This window comes from Candidatus Methylomirabilota bacterium (genome assembly GCA_035764725.1).
Lineage (GTDB): Bacteria > Methylomirabilota > Methylomirabilia > Rokubacteriales > CSP1-6 > DASRWT01.
In genome coordinates this window covers 1-15,908 of record DASTYT010000006.1, presented here as the reverse complement: position 1 = coordinate 15,908, position 15,908 = coordinate 1, and the positions used below count along the sequence as shown (strand labels likewise).

General features: G+C 70.4%; 13 protein-coding genes. 7 read left to right on the top strand and 6 right to left on the bottom strand.

The genetic code is table 11. The annotated features are described in order from the left end of the window. Positions 1-6: 6 nt before the first annotated feature. Positions 7-1,554, bottom strand: coding sequence for a carboxyl transferase domain-containing protein (locus tag VFX14_00435; GenBank protein ID HEU5188133.1), 1,548 nt, complete (start codon positions 1,552-1,554; stop codon positions 7-9). Between the two features lie 76 nt (positions 1,555-1,630). On the opposite strand from VFX14_00435, the gene VFX14_00430 reads away from it, so the two are divergent. From VFX14_00430 to VFX14_00420, 3 genes are read left to right on the top strand one after another with little or no spacing between them, the layout of a single operon-like run. Further along, complete coding sequence (locus tag VFX14_00430) at positions 1,631-2,122, top strand: (2Fe-2S)-binding protein (protein HEU5188132.1); 492 nt, start codon at positions 1,631-1,633, stop codon at positions 2,120-2,122. Further along, positions 2,119-4,269: a xanthine dehydrogenase family protein molybdopterin-binding subunit gene (locus VFX14_00425; GenBank protein HEU5188131.1), complete on the top strand. Its 2,151-nt coding sequence runs from the start codon at positions 2,119-2,121 to the stop codon at positions 4,267-4,269. The genes VFX14_00430 and VFX14_00425 overlap by 4 nt, the downstream gene beginning before the upstream one ends. Before the next feature lie 23 nt (positions 4,270-4,292). Next, entirely contained in the window at positions 4,293-4,724 is a 432-nt protein-coding gene (locus VFX14_00420) for a hypothetical protein (GenBank protein ID HEU5188130.1), read from the top strand. Here the strand turns inward: VFX14_00420 and VFX14_00415 are convergent. Genes VFX14_00415 through VFX14_00405 form a run of 3 tightly spaced genes read right to left on the bottom strand, consistent with a single transcriptional unit; the run spans position 4,721 to position 10,050 of the window. Continuing rightward, a complete protein-coding gene (locus VFX14_00415) occupies positions 4,721-6,373 on the bottom strand; it encodes a hydantoinase B/oxoprolinase family protein (GenBank protein ID HEU5188129.1) in 1,653 nt (550 codons plus the stop codon). The two genes, VFX14_00420 and VFX14_00415, sit on opposite strands and share 4 nt — an antisense overlap. A gap of 8 nt (positions 6,374-6,381) precedes the next feature. Beyond that, the gene (locus VFX14_00410; protein HEU5188128.1) at positions 6,382-8,496 is read right to left on the bottom strand and encodes a hydantoinase/oxoprolinase family protein; all 2,115 of its coding nucleotides are present in this window, start codon (positions 8,494-8,496) and stop codon (positions 6,382-6,384) included. Positions 8,497-8,502: 6 nt separating this feature from the next. Next, positions 8,503-10,050, bottom strand: coding sequence for an ABC transporter substrate-binding protein (locus VFX14_00405; GenBank protein HEU5188127.1), 1,548 nt, complete (start codon positions 10,048-10,050; stop codon positions 8,503-8,505). Between the two features lie 74 nt (positions 10,051-10,124). On the opposite strand from VFX14_00405, the gene VFX14_00400 reads away from it, so the two are divergent. From VFX14_00400 to VFX14_00385, 4 genes are read left to right on the top strand one after another with little or no spacing between them, the layout of a single operon-like run. Further along, entirely contained in the window at positions 10,125-11,270 is a 1,146-nt protein-coding gene (locus tag VFX14_00400) for an FAD-dependent monooxygenase (protein HEU5188126.1), read from the top strand. Continuing rightward, positions 11,267-12,430 (top strand): VanZ family protein, encoded by a 1,164-nt coding sequence (locus VFX14_00395; GenBank protein ID HEU5188125.1) that lies wholly within the window; start codon positions 11,267-11,269, stop codon positions 12,428-12,430. The genes VFX14_00400 and VFX14_00395 overlap by 4 nt, the downstream gene beginning before the upstream one ends. Before the next feature lie 44 nt (positions 12,431-12,474). After that, positions 12,475-12,948 carry a rhodanese-like domain-containing protein gene (locus VFX14_00390; protein ID HEU5188124.1) on the top strand — a complete coding sequence of 158 codons (474 nt, stop codon included), beginning with the start codon at positions 12,475-12,477 and terminating at the stop codon, positions 12,946-12,948. Next, positions 12,945-14,357 carry an amidase gene (locus VFX14_00385; protein HEU5188123.1) on the top strand — a complete coding sequence of 471 codons (1,413 nt, stop codon included), beginning with the start codon at positions 12,945-12,947 and terminating at the stop codon, positions 14,355-14,357. The genes VFX14_00390 and VFX14_00385 overlap by 4 nt, the downstream gene beginning before the upstream one ends. A gap of 26 nt (positions 14,358-14,383) precedes the next feature. Here the strand turns inward: VFX14_00385 and VFX14_00380 are convergent, their stop codons facing one another. Both VFX14_00380 and VFX14_00375 read right to left on the bottom strand, forming a co-directional pair. Then, complete coding sequence (locus VFX14_00380; protein HEU5188122.1) at positions 14,384-15,670, bottom strand: adenylate/guanylate cyclase domain-containing protein; 1,287 nt, start codon at positions 15,668-15,670, stop codon at positions 14,384-14,386. 27 nt (positions 15,671-15,697) lie between these two features. Continuing rightward, a partial coding sequence (locus tag VFX14_00375; GenBank protein HEU5188121.1) for a hypothetical protein occupies positions 15,698-15,908 on the bottom strand: 211 nt, incomplete at its 5' end.

The following is a 15,908-nucleotide window of genomic DNA, read 5'->3' as shown; positions in this document are numbered from 1 at the left end:
TCCCGGTCAGGGCCGCATGCCGTGGGCGGACGGCCCCGGCGTGCGGAGCGGCGCGGCGAGATTGGCCCACTCGCAGAGGAGCGGGCGCGTGTCGCGCGGATCCACGATCTCCTCGATCCAGAACGTCTCCGCGGAGCGGAACGGCGAGCGAAGCTTGTTCAAGCGGTCCTCGATCTCCGTCATCTTCGCCGCGCGGTCCGGCGCCGCGTCGAGGTCGGCGCGGTACGCCGCCTCGATCCCGCCTTCCAGGGGCAGCGAGCCCCAGCGTCCCGAGGGCCAGGCGTAGCGCGTGCAGTAGCGACCGCCGTTCTGATGCGCGGCGCCCGCCACGCCGAACGAGTTGCGCACGATCACCGAGAACCACGGCACCGTGCACTGCCAGATCGCCGACATCGCCCGCACGCCCTGCTTGATGGTGCCGGTCTGCTCGGCCTCGAGCCCGATGAGGAAGCCCGGGCAATCCGCGAGGTACGCGACCGGCAGGTGGAAGGTCTGCGCCAGGTCCACGAAGCGCTCCACCTTCTGGCACGTGTCCGCCGTCCAGGCCCCGCCGTAGTGGAAGGGGTCGGAGGCCATCACCGCCACCGGCCAGCCGTCGACGCGCGCGAGCCCGGTGATCACGCTGCGCCCGTAGAGCGGCGCGATCTCGAGGAAGGAGCCACGGTCCACCACCGCCTCGACGATCGCGCGCATCTTGTAGACTTTTCTCACGTCCCGAGGGATCGCATCGGCGAGCCACTCCTCGCGGCGCGCGGCATCGTCGGTGATGGGGCCGCGCGGCGGCACGTCGTACACCGAGGACGGGAGGTAGGAGAGGAAGCGCCGCGCGAGCGCGAACGCGTCCTCTTCCGTGTCCACGGCATTATCCACGCCGCCCGCCCGGAGCTGAATCTGCCAGCCGCCGAGTTCGTTCTTGCTGAGCTTCTGACCGAGGCGCTCGACGACGGGCGGGCCCGCGACGAACATCGCGGCCAGATCCTTGACCATGATCGAGAAATGCGCCGCCGCGAGGTGGGCGGCACCGAGCCCCGCCACCGAGCCCAGCCCGAGCGCCACCCGCGGCACCGTGGCCACGTTGGCGACCACCGTCTCCCAGCCCGCGACGCCGGGCACGTTGGCGCGGCCCGTGGTCTCGATGGTCTTCACCGAGCCGCCGCCGCCCGAGCCCTCCACCAGGCGGATAAGGGGCAGGCGCATCTCGTTGGCCATGCGCTCGCACATGAGGTGCTTGCCCTTGATGGTCGCGTCGGCGGAGCCCCCACGCACGGTGAAGTCGTCGCCGCCCACCACCACCGGCCGACCGTCGACGCGCGCGCGTCCGAACACGAAGTTCGAAGGCGTGAGGTTCACCAGGTCGTTGCGCTCGTCGTAGTGCGCGCGGCCCGCGATCTTGCCGACCTCGTGGAAGGAGCCCGCGTCGACGAGGCGCTCGATCCGCTCCCGGATCGTCAACCGCCCACCATCGTGCTGCCGCTTCACGCGCTCTGGCCCGCCGAGCGCCTCGGCGAACGCCTCGCGGCGACGCAGCTCGTCCATCTCCGGTTTCCAGTCCATGTTGGGCGATGGTAGCATGACGCCTGAACGCAGATCGCTCCCCCGGAACCGGTCCGCTCGGCCTCGGAGGTCGCCTATGGTTTCGCTCAGCGTGAACGGCACCCCCCGGAACGTCGACGCTGCCCCCGACACCCCGCTGCTCTGGATCCTGCGCGAGCAGCTCGCCCTCACCGGCACGAAGTACGGCTGCGGCATCGCGCTCTGCGGCGCCTGCACCGTGCACGTGGACGGAGAGCCCACGCGCGCGTGCACCGTGCTGCTTTCCGCGGTGGCGGGCAAGCAGGTGACCACCATCGAGGGGCTCTCGACGAAGACCGACCACCCGGTGCAGCAGGCCTGGATCGAAGTGGACGTGCCGCAATGCGGCTTCTGTCAGTCGGGGCAGATCATGTCGGCGGCGGCGCTGCTCGCGCGCACGCCCAGCCCTACGGACGCCGACATCGACGACGCGATGTCGGGGAATCTCTGCCGCTGCGGCACCTATCCGCGCATCCGCGCGGCCATCCACCGCGCCGCCGCCCTGCGGGCGGGTTCGCCGCCCGCGCCGAGGAAGGGAGGCGCGTCATGATCCCCGCCCGCCTCTCGCGCCGCGCGCTCCTCCACGGCGGGCTCGCCGCCGCCGGCGTGCTCGCCGTCGGGTTCGAGGTGCCGCTCGGGGCCCGCCGCGCGCGGGCGCAGGGCGCGGGCGTCTTCGCGCCCAATCAGTGGATCCGCATCGACCGCGACGGCGTGGTGACGATCGTCAACTCCGTGCCCGAGATGGGCCAGGGCTCGCTCACCACCATGCCGATGATCGTGGCCGACGAGCTCGACGCCGAACTCGGCTCGATCAAGATCGAGCAGGCGCCCGCCGATCCCAAGCTCTACGCCAATCCGGTCACCGGCAATCAGTCGTATGGCGGAAGCCGCGGCGTGCGCGACCATCTCGCCATGCTGCGCAAGGCCGGCGCGGCCGCGCGCGAGATGCTGAAGCAGGCCGCGGCGCAGGAGTGGGGGGTCTCGGTGCGCGAGGTGACCACCGAGCCCGGTGTGGTCGTGGACAAGGGCAGCGGTCGCCGCCTGACCTACGGCCAGCTCGTGGACAAGGCCGCGCAGCTCCCCGTCCCCCAGAATCCCACGCTGAAGACGCCAGCCGAATTCCGCTACATCGGCAAGGAGGTCTCGCGCCGCGACACGCCGATGAAGGTGAACGGCTCCGGCATCTACGGCATGGACGTGCGCGTGCCCGGCATGCTGGTGGCGTCCATCGAGCGCTGCCCGGTCTTCGGCGGCAAGGTGACGGCTTTCGACGCGACCGAGACGAAAAAGATCCCCGGCGTCAGGCACGTGGCGCAGGTCAGCCACGGCGTGGCGGTGGTGGCCGACACGTTCTGGATCGCGCTCCAGGGGCGGCGCGCCCTCAAGGTCACGTACGACGAGGGCCCCATGGCGCAGGTGTCGAGCGCGCGGATCGATCGCGAGTACGCCGAAGCCGCGAAGCAGCCCGGTCAGGAGGCGCGCAGTGAGGGCGACGCGAAGACGGCCCTCGCCGCCGGCCCCAAGAGGCTCGAGGCCGTCTATCAGGTGCCGTTCCTCGAGCACGCGTGCATGGAGCCGATGAACGCCACCGCGCACGTACGCGCGGACGCCTGTGAGATCTGGGCGCCCACGCAGAATCCGGGCGGCGCCAAGGCTACCGGCGCCCGGCTCACCGGCCTCCCCGCGAGCAAGGTCACCGTGCACACCACATTGCTCGGCGGCGGCTTCGGCAGGCGCGGCGAGCTGGACTTCATCGTGGACGCGGTGGAGACGGCCAAGGCGGTGGGCGTGCCCGTCAAGGTGATGTGGACGCGCGAGGACGACATGCAGCACGGCTTCTACCGGCCCGCGACCTACAACGTGTTCCGCGCGGCCCTCGATCAGAGCGGGAAGCCGACGGCGTGGTGGAGCCGCGTCGTGGGCCCCGGGATCCTCATCCAGAAGGGGCGCGCCCCGCAGGGCGTCACCATCGATCCCGCCGCGATGGAGGGCGTGCGCAACTTCGCCTACGCGATCCCCAACGTACGCGTCGAGTGGGTCAACAAGGACCTCGGCGTCCCGCTGGGATTCTGGCGCTCCGTCGGCCCGTCCCAGAACACGTTCATCGTGGAAAGCTTCGTGGACGAGCTGGCCCACGCCGCCGGCGCGGACCCCGTCGAGTACCGCCGCATGCTCCTCAGCAAGTCACCCCGACACCGTGGGGTCCTGGATCTGGCCGCCCAGAAGGCGGGATGGGGGACGGCCTTGCCGCCGGGCCGGGCCCGGGGGGTCGCGGTCGGCTTCTCCTACGGCAGCTACGCCGCGCACGTGGCGGAGGTATCTGTAAACGATGAAGGCCGCCCACGCGTCCATCGCGTCGTGGGCGCCATCGACTGCGGGATCGCCGTCAACCCGGACCAGGTCCGGGCCCAGATGGAGGGAGGGGCGGTCTATGCCCTCACGGCGGTCCTCCACGGAGAGATCACCATCGAGGGTGGTCACGTGAAGCAGTCGAATTTTCACGACTATCCGCTTCTGAGGATCAGCGAATCACCCGCCATCGAAGCGTATATACTGGATTCAGGGGAGCCTCCGGGTGGCCTGGGCGAGCCGGGCGTGCCCACGGTGGCTCCGGCAGTGTGCAATGCGATCTTCGCGCTGACGGGCAAGCGGATCCGGCGCCTACCGATCCGCGTTGATGAGTTGAAGAAGGCCTGAGCGTGGAGGCAGGAGGAACGGCGATGCGTAGGTTACTCGCGGTGGCGTTGGTGGCACTGGTCGCGATCGCGATGATGGCGCCCTCGGCGGATGCCGGGGGGCGTGGCGGCCACGGCAACTGGGTGCACGGCGGCCATGCTCACGGCGGCCGGGTGTTCGTGGGGGTGGGTTTCGGCTTCCCGGGGTGGTGGGGCTGGGGGGGCTATCCGTATCCTTACTACGGTTACGCTGGTTACCCCTACTACTCATATCCGCCTCCGGTGGTCTACACGGCGCCCCAGGCGCAGTGGGCCCCCGCCGCATCGGAGCCCGCCGCCGCGCAGCCTGCTGCCGTGCAGCGCGAGGTCCTGTATCCCCACGGAAAGTACGTGCTCGAGGGTGACGGCGTGAACACGCCCTACAGGTGGGTCTGGTTCAGTAACGGCTCGGCGCCCGCCGAGCAGCAGCCCCGCTAGCGCTGCCGCCCCTTCGCACCCGCGACATAGCCGAGCGCTCGGTCACGGCGCCGGGCCGCCGGGTCGCGCTGGCTGGGCGCGCCGTAGCCCCCACCTCCCGGCGTTGACACCAGGACGCGGTCGCCGCGCTCCAGCACCCACTGGCGCCGGTGATCGATCTTCTTCCCGTTGATCCGCACGTCGCCGATCCCGCCGGCGCGGCCGCCCCCGAGCCCCGGCGCGGCGAATCGCGTGCGCTCGGCCATGAAGCTCAGCACGATGGGGCGCTTCGACTCCGACTCGAACAGCACATCCTGGCCCAGGCCTCCGCGGTGCTTCCCTGCTCCGCCGGACCCGGAGCGCATACGCTTCCAGTGGAAGAAGATCGGCGCATTGCGCTCTGCGACCTCCACCGGCGTGCTCGAGATGTTGCTGGGCCAGGAGAGCACACTCTCACCGTCCTTGGCCGGCGTCGCCCCCATGCCGCCGTTGTAGAAGAGCACATTGGTGTAGGGCCGCCCGTCGTCGCGCACGCCGGACTGGGCGACCGCCCAGAGCGGCGAGCCCGCGCCCGCCATCACGCGATCGGGAATGACCTGATGTAGCGCGCCCAGCACCAGTACCGGTACGTAGTGGCCCGTCTGCGCACGGCTCACCACCGCCGCGGGAAACTTCGGATTGAGGAGACAGCCCTCCGGCGCCACCACCTTCACGGGCCGGTACATGCCCTCGTTGTTCGGGAGCCCGGGGAGGAGCGCGCAGCGGACGGCGTACGCGGTCATGGCGTAGGTATAGGCGAGCACGCAGTTGATGGCGCGGGGCTGGGCGGGCGAGGTGCCGGTGAAGTCGGCCACGATTTCGTCGCCCTTCACGGTGAGCGCCAGCGTGAAGTGATAGGGCTTTTCGAAGCCGTCGGTGTCCAGCGCGTAGCGATAAGTCCCGTCCGGCACCGCCCGGATCGCCGCGCGCATGGCCCGCTCGGCGCGCCCGAACAGCTCGTCGCCGAGCGTGTCGAGCCCGTCGAGGCCGTAGTCGTCGAGGAGCCGGCGCACCCGCGCGTCCATCAGCTCGTTGGCGCTCACCTGCGCCCAGATGTCCCCGACCGTCTGATCGGGCGTGCGCACGTTGGCGCGGATCAGGCGGAGCAGCGTCTCATCCGCCTGATCGCCCCGCCGCAGCCACGTGAGGGGGATGTGCAGGCCCTCCTCGAAGAGCTCGCGCGCTTCGATGGCTCGGATGCGCCCGCCGATGTCGGGCATGTGCGAGGTCGTGGAGGAGAAGGCCACGATCCGCTCCGCGCCGTTGACCCGATGGAAGATGGGCTTCACCAGCGACACGTCGCTCATGTGGCCCGTGCCCTTCCAGGGATCATTCGTGATGAGCACGTCGCCCCGCCGCATCCGCTCCGGTCCGATCTCGCGGAGGAAGTGGCGCACCGTCGCCGGCAGCGTGCCGATGAAGGACGGGATGCTCCCCGAGTTCTGGGCCAGCGCATTGCCCCGCGCGTCGGTGAGCACGCAGGCGAAGTCGTTGGCCTCGTTCGAGAGCGTGGAGAACGAGGTGCGCACGATGGCCTTGGCCGCCTCGTCCACCACCGAGATGATGCGGGTCCAGAGGACTTCGAGCGTGATGGGATCGAAGGGCGCCGCCGTGCTCGACGTGCTTGCCATGGATCCTCTCACCGTCCCCGCGCGGAGGCGCCGGCGTCGAGCGTCATGATCATGTTGCCCGAGGAGGCGACGCGCGCCGTGGCGCCCGGGCCGACGACCAGCGTCGAGCCCTCTTCCTCGACCACCGCGGGGCCGGTGAGGGTGTCACCGATCCCCAGGCGGTAACGGTCGTAGACGGAGGCGGGCACGAAGCCGCCCGCGTCGGGGAAGTAGACCGGCCGCTCGCCCTTGCGCGCCGCGCCCGCGTCGCCGCCCCGCCGCCCGGCCAGCACTACGCCCGCGCCCGCTACGGGCGCGCGCGCCGCGACGCGGATGTTGAGGAACTCCACCGGCACGCCGGGGGGCGTGAGCGCGAACTTCTCGCGGTACGCGGACTCGAACGCGGCGGTGAGGCGGGCGCGGTCCTCGCGCGTGTCCGCGTAGGGCCCCTCGGGCAGCGTGACGACGAGGTCGAAGCCCTGGCCGAGGAAGCGGCCGTCGGCGAGCCGCTGTATGGTGGCACGCCCCAGCGGCAGGCCCGTATCCGCCATCACCGCACGCGCCTCGTCCTCAAGGCGGCGAAACGCCGCCTCCAGCGCGCCCACGCTGCCTTCGTCGAGGCGAATGCCCACGGTGGCCACGCGATCCACGCGGGCGGGCGCGACCAGGAGGCCGAGCGCGGAGGCCACGCCCGCCGACGGCGGGCAGATGACGCGTGCCATGCCCAGCTTCCTGGCGAGGGACCAGACGTGGACGGGGCCCGCGCCGCCCGTGCAGAGCAGCGCGTAGTGGCGCGGGTCGCGGCCGCGCTCAGCGATATGCACGCGCGCCGCCGAAGCCATGCTCTCGTTGACCACGTCGTGGATGCCCCACGCGACCTGGGTGGCGGGCAGCCCGAGCGCGCAGGCGACGCGCTCCACCGCCGCGCGCGCGGCAGCCACGTCGAGGGCGAGCTCGCCGCCCGCAAAGTAGTCGGGATTGAGATAGCCGAGCAGGAGATCCGCGTCGGTGACGGTGGGCTCGGCGCCGCCGAGACCGTAGGCGGCCGGGCCCGGCTGCGAGCCGGCGCTGCGCGGCCCCACCTTGAGGAGGCCGATCTCGTCCACCGATGCGATACTGCCGCCGCCCGCGCCGATCTCGATCAGCTCGATGGTGGAGATACGGATGGGCAGCCCGCTCCCCTCGATGAAGCGCCGCTGCCGGGCCGCCTCGAACGAGTAGGCTGTCAAGGGCTCGCCGCCGTCCACCAGGGAGAGCTTCGCGGTGGTGCCGCCCATGTCGAAGGCGAGCACGCGGCCCTCGTCGGCGTCCTCCCGGCCGAAGAACGCGGCGGCGATGGCGCCGGCCGCCGGCCCCGACTCGAGCATGCGGACGGGCGCGCGCTCCGCCTCCGCCACGTGGGTGAGCCCGCCGCTCGACAGCATGAGAAGGAGCGGCGCGGGAATGCCGGCCTCCGCGATCCGCCGCCCCATCAGCTCGAGATAGCGCTGGGCGAGCGGCTTGATGTACGCATTGGCCGCGGTGGTGGAGGCGCGCTCGAACTCGCGGACCTCCGGCGCCACCTCGTGGGACGTGGTGACGGCCAGACGCGGGAAGAGGCGGGCCACGATCCGCGCGGCCTCCGCTTCGTGGCGCGGGTTGGCGTAGGCGTGGAGGAACACGATGGCGAGGGACTCGGCGCCGGCTGCCACCGCCCGCCGGGCCTTCGCCGCAACGTCGCGGGCGTCGAGGCGGCGCCGCACGCTCCCGTCCGCGCCCACGCGCTCCGCCACCTCGAGGCGCAAATCGCGCGACACGAGGGGCTCGGGCTTGGTGATGGCGAGGTCGTAGAGCTCGTACTTCCGCTCGCGGCCGATCTCCAGCGTGTCGGCGAAGCCCGCGGTGGTGAGGAGCCCGGTGCGGGCGCCTTTTCTTTCTATCAGGGCGTTCGTGAAGAGGGTGGTGGCGTGGACGACCCTGGTGAAGCGCCGTGACTCCAGGCCTCCCTCTCGGAGGATCGCATCCACGCCCGCCGCCACCGCTCGCGCGGGATCGTCGTGAGTAGTGAGGACCTTGCGGCTCCACTGCCGCCCCGTCTCGTGGTCGTAGACCACGAGGTCGGTGAAGGTGCCGCCGATGTCGATGCCGAGGGCGTACTGGGGCACCCGCTCTTACTTCTTCCTCACCTTCAGGTCCTCCATCGGCGCCGAGTAGGCGTAGCCGGGGATGAGGCCGGCCCCGCTCTCCTCGACGCGCGGGCCCACGCCCCAGATGAAGGCCAGATCGTAGATCGGCACGTTGATCACCTGGTCGTGGATGATCTTCTGGATGCGGTGAAGGAGCGCCTCGCGCTTCTTGGCGTCGCCCTCGCGGCTCTGCTGCACGAAGAGATCGTCGATCTCGGGGTTGCTCCCGTACGCGTAGATGCCGTCGCGGATCACGTAGGGCTCGAGCTTGGTGGCGGTGTTGCCGTAGGCGGCGCTGACCACCAGGATCACGCCCTTGAGCTTCTTCTCGCGCCAGGCCGCGAAGTAGGCCGCCCGCTCCATGACCCGGGTGCGCGTGCGGATGCCCACCGCCTGGAGATAGCCTTGGATGGCCTCGCCCATGGAGTTGTAGGGGGGGAACGGATAGAACTCGCCGCCGTCGAAGCCGCTGGGATAGCCGGCCTCGGCGAGGAGCTTCTTCGCCCGGTCCGGATCGTAGGCGGGCGGGTCGTAGGGCACCGCGAACTGGAAGATGGGCGGGACCATGTTGCCGGTGAGCCGCGAGAAGCCGAGCGTCTCCGCCTTGTTCACGGCGGCGCGGTCGATGGCGTGGCTCGCGGCCAGGCGCACCCGGCGGTCCGCCCACGGCGACTTGGGATCCCACTGATCGGGCAATTCCAGCCAGAACGCGCCGGAGAGCAGCGGCGCCACCAGCTTGTAACCCGGGAGCTTCTGGATGCTCTCCGCGGTGGGCCCGGTCAGGAGATAGGCGATGTCCACCTCGCCCGAGCGCAGCGCCGCCGCGCGTGTGGCCTCGTCGACGATGGAGCGCATCACGAGGCGCTTCACCGACGGCGCCTTGCGCCAGTAGCCGTCGAAGGCCTCCAGCACCAGCTCCACGCCGGGCTTGAGCGACACCACCTTGTAGGGCCCCGCGCCCACCGGCGCCTTGAGGAAGCCCTCGTCGCCCACCTTCTCCACGTACTTCTTGGGCACGATCCAGCCCGCGCCCGTGGCGGTGGTGCCGTAGAAGGTCATGAAGTCCGGCCACGGCTCCTTCAGCACGATGCGCACCTGACCGGGCGAGACCACCTGCACCTCCTTCACCTTGCTCTTGAGGAGGGTCGCGGAGGCGCCGTGGTAGCGCTCGAACGAGAACTTCACGTCCTCCGCGGTGACAAGTTCGCCATTGTGAAAGCGCGCGTTCTTGCGGAGGTTGAACGTGTACGTGAGGTGATCGCGCGACTCCGACCACGACTCGGCCAGGTTCGGCGTCAGCGCCCCGCCCGGCATGGGCCGCACCAGCGCGTCGTGCACCGCGTACATCACCATGTACGGCGTGTTGAACGCCTCGGTCTCCGCGGGATCGAGCCATTTCGCGGCGAGGGTGACGTGAAGCGCCCAGCGCATCTCGCCCTCGGCGGCGAGCGTGGGCGACGGCAAGAGGGTGACCGCGGCGACGAGGGCGAGGGCGACGACGACGTGTGGGCGACGCGTCCGGAGTGGGGTCATGGCGAGACCCTAGGCCGCAACGGCCCGCGACGTCAAGCCCGAGCGCGAGCGCGCGGCGCCGGCGTGCTATACCGATGCCGATGCGCGTCACCATCGTGGGCGGCGGGCCCGCCGGACTCTACCTCGCGCTGCTGCTCAAGCGCGATCGATCAGGTCACGAGGTCCGCGTGATCGAGCAGAATCCCGCGGGCGCGACCTATGGCTGGGGCGTCGTGTTCTCGGAGCGCGCGCTGGGCTTCCTCGCCGAGGCCGATCCCGAGTCGTATCACGACCTCGAGGCATGCCTGGAAGTGTGGAGCGATCAGGCCATCGTCCATCGCGGCGAGGCCGTGCGGATCGACGGCCTCGGCTTCTCCGGCATCGCGCGCCTAGCGCTCCTCTCCGTCCTCCAGGCGCATTGCCGCCGGCGCGGCGTGATCCTCGAGCTCGACTCCCGCTGCGAGGATCCCGGCGCGCTGGCCGGCGCCGACCTCCTCGTGGGCGCGGACGGCGCGGGCAGCGTGGTCCGCGAGCGTTACCGCGAAGCGTTCGAGCCCGACGTGACCGCGCTCACCAACCGATACATCTGGTACGGTACCACCCAGCCCTTCGACTGCCTCACCCTGACCTTCCGGGAGACCTCGCACGGTCCCTTCGTGGCGCATCACTACCGGCACGCGCCCGCCGCGAGCACGTTCGTGGTCGAATGCGACGCCGACACCTGGGCGCGCGCCGGCTTGGAGACGATGTCGGAGGACGAGGCCCGCCGCTACTGCGAGGCGGTCTTCGCGCCAGATCTGGGGGGCCATCCGCTCCTGAGCAACCGATCCACCTGGCTCCGCTTCAGAATGGTCACCAACCGCCGCTGGCATCGCGGCAACGTCGTGCTGCTGGGCGACGCGCTCCGCACCGTGCACTTCTCGATCGGCTCGGGCACGCGCACCGCCCTCGAGGACGCGATCGCCCTCGCCCGCGCGCTCGCCGAGCATGGCGCCACGCGCGCCGGGGTGCCGGCGGCCCTCGCCGCGTTCGAGGCGGCACGGCGGCCCGCCGCGGAGCGCCTCCTCGACGTGGCGCGACAGAGCGGCCTCTGGTACGAGTCCTTCGGCGCCATGATGCGCCTCGACCCCCTACCCTTCGCGCACTCGTACCTGACGCGCGGCGGCCGCATCACGCCCGAGCGGCTGCGCGCGCGCTCGCCCCGCTTCGCCGCCGCCTACGAGGCATACCGCGCCCGATGAGGGGAGGCTCGCCGGGCTGGCTCCTCCTCCGCTACCTCCTCGGCATCACCATCGTCATCACCCTGGCCCCCTTCCGCTTCGCGTGGCCGCCCGCCGTGCACCTCTCCTACTTGATGGACTTCCGCGACATCGGCGCCAACGTGCTGCTGTTCGTGCCGTTGGGCTTTCTCTTCCGGGCGTCGTCGAGGTCGGCGGCCGGACGGCGGCCCGTGACGGCCCTCGTTGCGGGGCTCGTGACCAGCGCCGTGCTGGAAGCCGCGCAGATCTTCCTTCCCGGCCGCTTCGCGAGCCCCGTGGACGTCGCCACCAACGCGGCCGGCGCGTGGCTCGGCGCCGTCGTGCACGAGCGCATCGAGAATCGGCTCGACCGGACCCTCGTGCGCGGCCTCGCGCTGGAGCTGCCCCTCATGAACCTCATCTATCTGCTCGTGCCGCTCCTCTGGCTCGACGGTCTCGCGGCGGGACGCGAGACGGGGCGCCTCGTGCTCGGCCCCCTGCTCGGGCTCGCCGGCGGCGTCGTGATCACGGCGACCTGGCGTCATCATTTTCGCCAAGCCGCCGTGCGCACGCCGGCGGGGCTGGCCGCGGTCAGCGGTGTCTGGTATATCCTCGGCGCCCTGCCCGGGCTCGCGCGACAGCCCTGGCTGCTACTCGCCGGCTCGGTCGTCATCGCGTTCCTGGTGTGGCTCCGGGCCCGGCGGCCGCTTCCCGCTACGTCGGAGCGCCGCTACGAGCTGCCCACGCTCCGCCGCGTGTGGCCGCTGCTGGGCCTCTATCTCACCCTCAGCGCGCTCTGGCCGGTGCCGTGGACGGCCACCGCATGGCACGGCGGCTGGGGCCTCGCCGATCTCGGCGACATGCCCGGCCTCCTGCCGCTGCTCCGCACCCTGCAATACCTGGCGGCCTTCACGCTGCTCGGCTACACGATCGCCGAGGCGCGCGGTCGCCGCGAGGAGCCCCCGGTCGAGCTGGCCGTGCGGGTGGCCGCGGTGTGTCTGGCCGCCGCGGCGCTGCTGGAGGGCCTTCGCGGCTTTCATCCCGCCCACGGCGCAAGTGGTCTCGCGCTGCTGCTCGCCGGCGCGGCGGGCCTCTACGGCGGGCTGATCTATCGCCGGCAGCTCGCTCTGGTGCGCGCGCTCCTCGCGGCACGCACGGCTTGAACCGAGCGCGCGACGACGGTATACCGGAAGCGGAGGGTCCCCTCATGTTCACGCCCAAGAAGACCATCGGCCAGCTCGTCGCCGAGGCGAAGACCCGCATCGAGAACGTCACCACCGAGGAGCTCCGGAAGGAGCTCGACAAGGGTGGCGTGCAGCTTCTCGACATCCGCGACATTCGCGAGCGGCAGAAGCTCGGGTGGATCCCCGGCTCCATGCACGTCCCGCGGGGGATGCTGGAGTTCTGGCTCGACCCGACCTCGCCTTATCACAACGGGCGGGTCGATCCCGAGAAGCGCATCGTCATCTACTGCGCGGGGGGTGGACGTTCCGTGCTCGCCACCGACGTGCTGCGCGAGATGGGCTTCCCCGACGTCGCGAACTACGAGACCGGCTTCAACTCCTGGAAGGCGGCGGGCCTCCCCATCGAGGGCGCGCCCGCCGACGCGCCGAAGGAGGCCGGCGGCACGTGGAAGACTCCTCATCCCGACACACACACGAAGGGGGACAAGGCGAGATGAGCGACGCGCGGCTCCCTTTTCTCGGCCTGGGCGAGCAGGCGCGGCTGATCCGCGCCCGGGAGATCTCCCCCGTGGAGCTGACCGAGGCGCACCTGGCGCGCATCGAGCGGCTCAACCCGCGCCTCGGCGCCTACATCACCGTGTGCGCCGACACGGCGCGCACCGCCGCGCGCGACGCGGAGGCGGCGATCATGCGGGGCGCGCGGCTGGGGCCGCTCCACGGGATCACCGTCGGCGTGAAGGACATCTTCGACACCGCCGGGATCCGCACGACCCACGGCTCGTCCTTCTACCGGGATAACGTCCCCGCGGCGGACGCCGAATCCGTGCGGCGCCTCAAGGCGGCGGGCGCGATCGTCATCGGCAAGTGCAACACCCACGAGTTCGCCGCCGGCTCCACGACCAACAATCCCTGGTACGGCCCCGCGCGGAATCCCTGGAATCTCGACCGCTCGCCGGGCGGCTCGAGCGGCGGCTCGGGCGCCGCCGTCGCCGCGTTCCTCTGCGCCGCCGCCACCGGCACCGACACCGGCGGCTCGATCCGCAGTCCCGCCGCTTGCTGCGGCGTGGTGGGGCTCAAGCCCACCTACGGCCGCGTGAGCCTGCGCGGCATCTATCCCAACGCGCTCAGCCTGGATCATCCTGGCCCCATCGCGCGGACCGCGCGGGACGCGGGGCTGCTGCTGCAGGGCATGGCGGGCTGGGATTCCGACGATCCGACGAGCGAGAACGTCGCCGTGCCCAACTTCATTGAAGGGATCGAAGCCGGCGTGAGCGGGATGCGGCTGGCGCTCTGCCCCGACTTCCACGGGGCCGAGCTGGACCGATCCGTGGAGTCCGCTCTCGACGAGGCGGTGAAGACGCTCGCGGGGCTGGGGGCGAGGATCGAGACGGTGGCCTTCTCGCTTCGCGAGGCCCTGCAGGCCGCGAGGATCGCCATCTCGCGCGCCGAGTTCCTGGCCCTGCATCGCGAACGCTTCGCCGCGCAGGCGGAGGGCTACGGCGCGGACGTGCGGGAGCGGCTGCGCGAAGCCGCCGCCACGACGCTGGACGACTACGTGCGTGCGTGCCGCGACCGCGAGCGCGTCCGTCGCGCGCTCGATCGACTGCTGGCGGAGGTGGACGCGCTGATCCTGCCCGTGGCGCCGTGCGAAGCGCCGCTCATCGACGGCACCGCGCGTGTGAACGGCAAGGACGTCGTGTTCGCCGAGGTGGGGATTCCCCTGCGCGGGCCCGTCAACGTGACGGGCCTCCCCGCGATCGCCCTTCCGGTGGGATGGTCGCCGGGCGGGCTGCCGCTGTCGATGCAGATCGTGGGACCCCGGTGGGACGAGGCCAAGGTCCTGCGCATCGCGCATGCCTACGAGGAGGCCACGCCGGCGCTGCGCAACCGCCGCCCGCCGGAGTGACTGCTACGGATCCCAGGAAGCTGGGATTATGCCGCTATCCCCTCGAGTGAGTAGACAGACATGGGGGCGATACGCCCCCGGATCGACACTTCTCCACGCCACTTCAATCGCCCAAGAACATCGTCCCGTGACCACCCCGCCCCGTCACCCGCGCGCCTGACCGTCTCTTCACTGACTAACGCGGTGACTCCCAGCTCCCGGGTCAGCCCCTCAAGCCTGGAAGTCGCATTGACCGCGTCTCCAAGGACCGTGAATTCCAGACGCGCTCCACTCCCCACACAGCCTGCGATCACGCTTCCCGCATGCACGCCCAGGCCAATCTCGGCCGCCGGCTCCCCCCGTTCGCGACGCTCTCGGTTGAGAGTCGCGATGGACGATATGATTTCGGCTGCCGCCCCGATCCCCTGCTGGGGATGATCGTCCAGGTTTTGCGGCGCACCGAAGACCGCCAGCATGCCATCGCCCATGAACTTATCAACGGTGCCGCCATACTTGCTGATGATACTGGCTAGGAGTCCTTGAACCTCGTTCAAGTATTCCAGCACCTCGCTCGGAGGCATCGACTCGACGAGGCCGGTGAAGTTCCGCAGGTCCGAGAAGAGAACCGTCGCCTCAAGGACCCTGGATTCACCGATCGCGGCGAACGGGTCGCGTCTGGCGAGCTCGACAAGGTGTTCCGGCAAGAACCGCCGAAAGATCGTTCGACTTACTGCGCCGTCGAGCGAGGCGCGCACGATCGTCGTCAGCAGATACCCAAACAGGCCACCGATCGCGATCGCAACTAGCGTCTGAGAACGGAAGGCGAGGGGCTCGTTGCTCGCCATCGTCAACGCTATGTATGCTAGAAGGGCAGACGCGGTGCTGAACCCCGCGGATATGGGCCGGAGCCGGAGTCCGCCGGACAATGCGACCAGCGCACAGATCACGGCGACCTCCTCCATGCCGACACCAAATAGTGGCGGCTCTGAAGTAGCAAGCACGATGCCGTACCCGCAAAAGATGAAGGCGGCGTCAACGGTCGGTACGAGGACTGTGATACCAAACGGGTACCATCCCCGACGAAGAAGAAGGAGGATGGCGAGTGCCCCGAGCAGCATGCCGGCATTCATAAGCGCGACTATTGGCGGGAGACGATCGAGGCCCTGGAGCCACGGCCAGCAAATCGCTGCTGCGTTCACGCCGAATATCGCGGCGAGGCAGGCAACGCGAGCATAGGCATAGCGCAACTCGAATCCACGAGACTCACGGTCGAGCGTCTCTCGGATCGAGTGCGCTATTTGCTCTCTCGCCTTCCGGATCGCGCGATTCGTCATGGCTCCCTTCAAGGGCCCGGGACGCCGCTAGAAGACGACCGCCAGGGAGAGGCTGATCAGATGGGCTCGGCCGAACTCTTTTCGGACTTCCGGGAAGGCGTTGTAGACGTACGCGAGCTCAGCTTGGAAGTACTTGGTCGGATAGAACCCCAATCCCGTGCTCGCGGTGAACTGGCGATCAGTATCGACCGAGCTCCCCGCCCGCAGCGCGAGGAATTGCACCGGGAGGTATTCGACG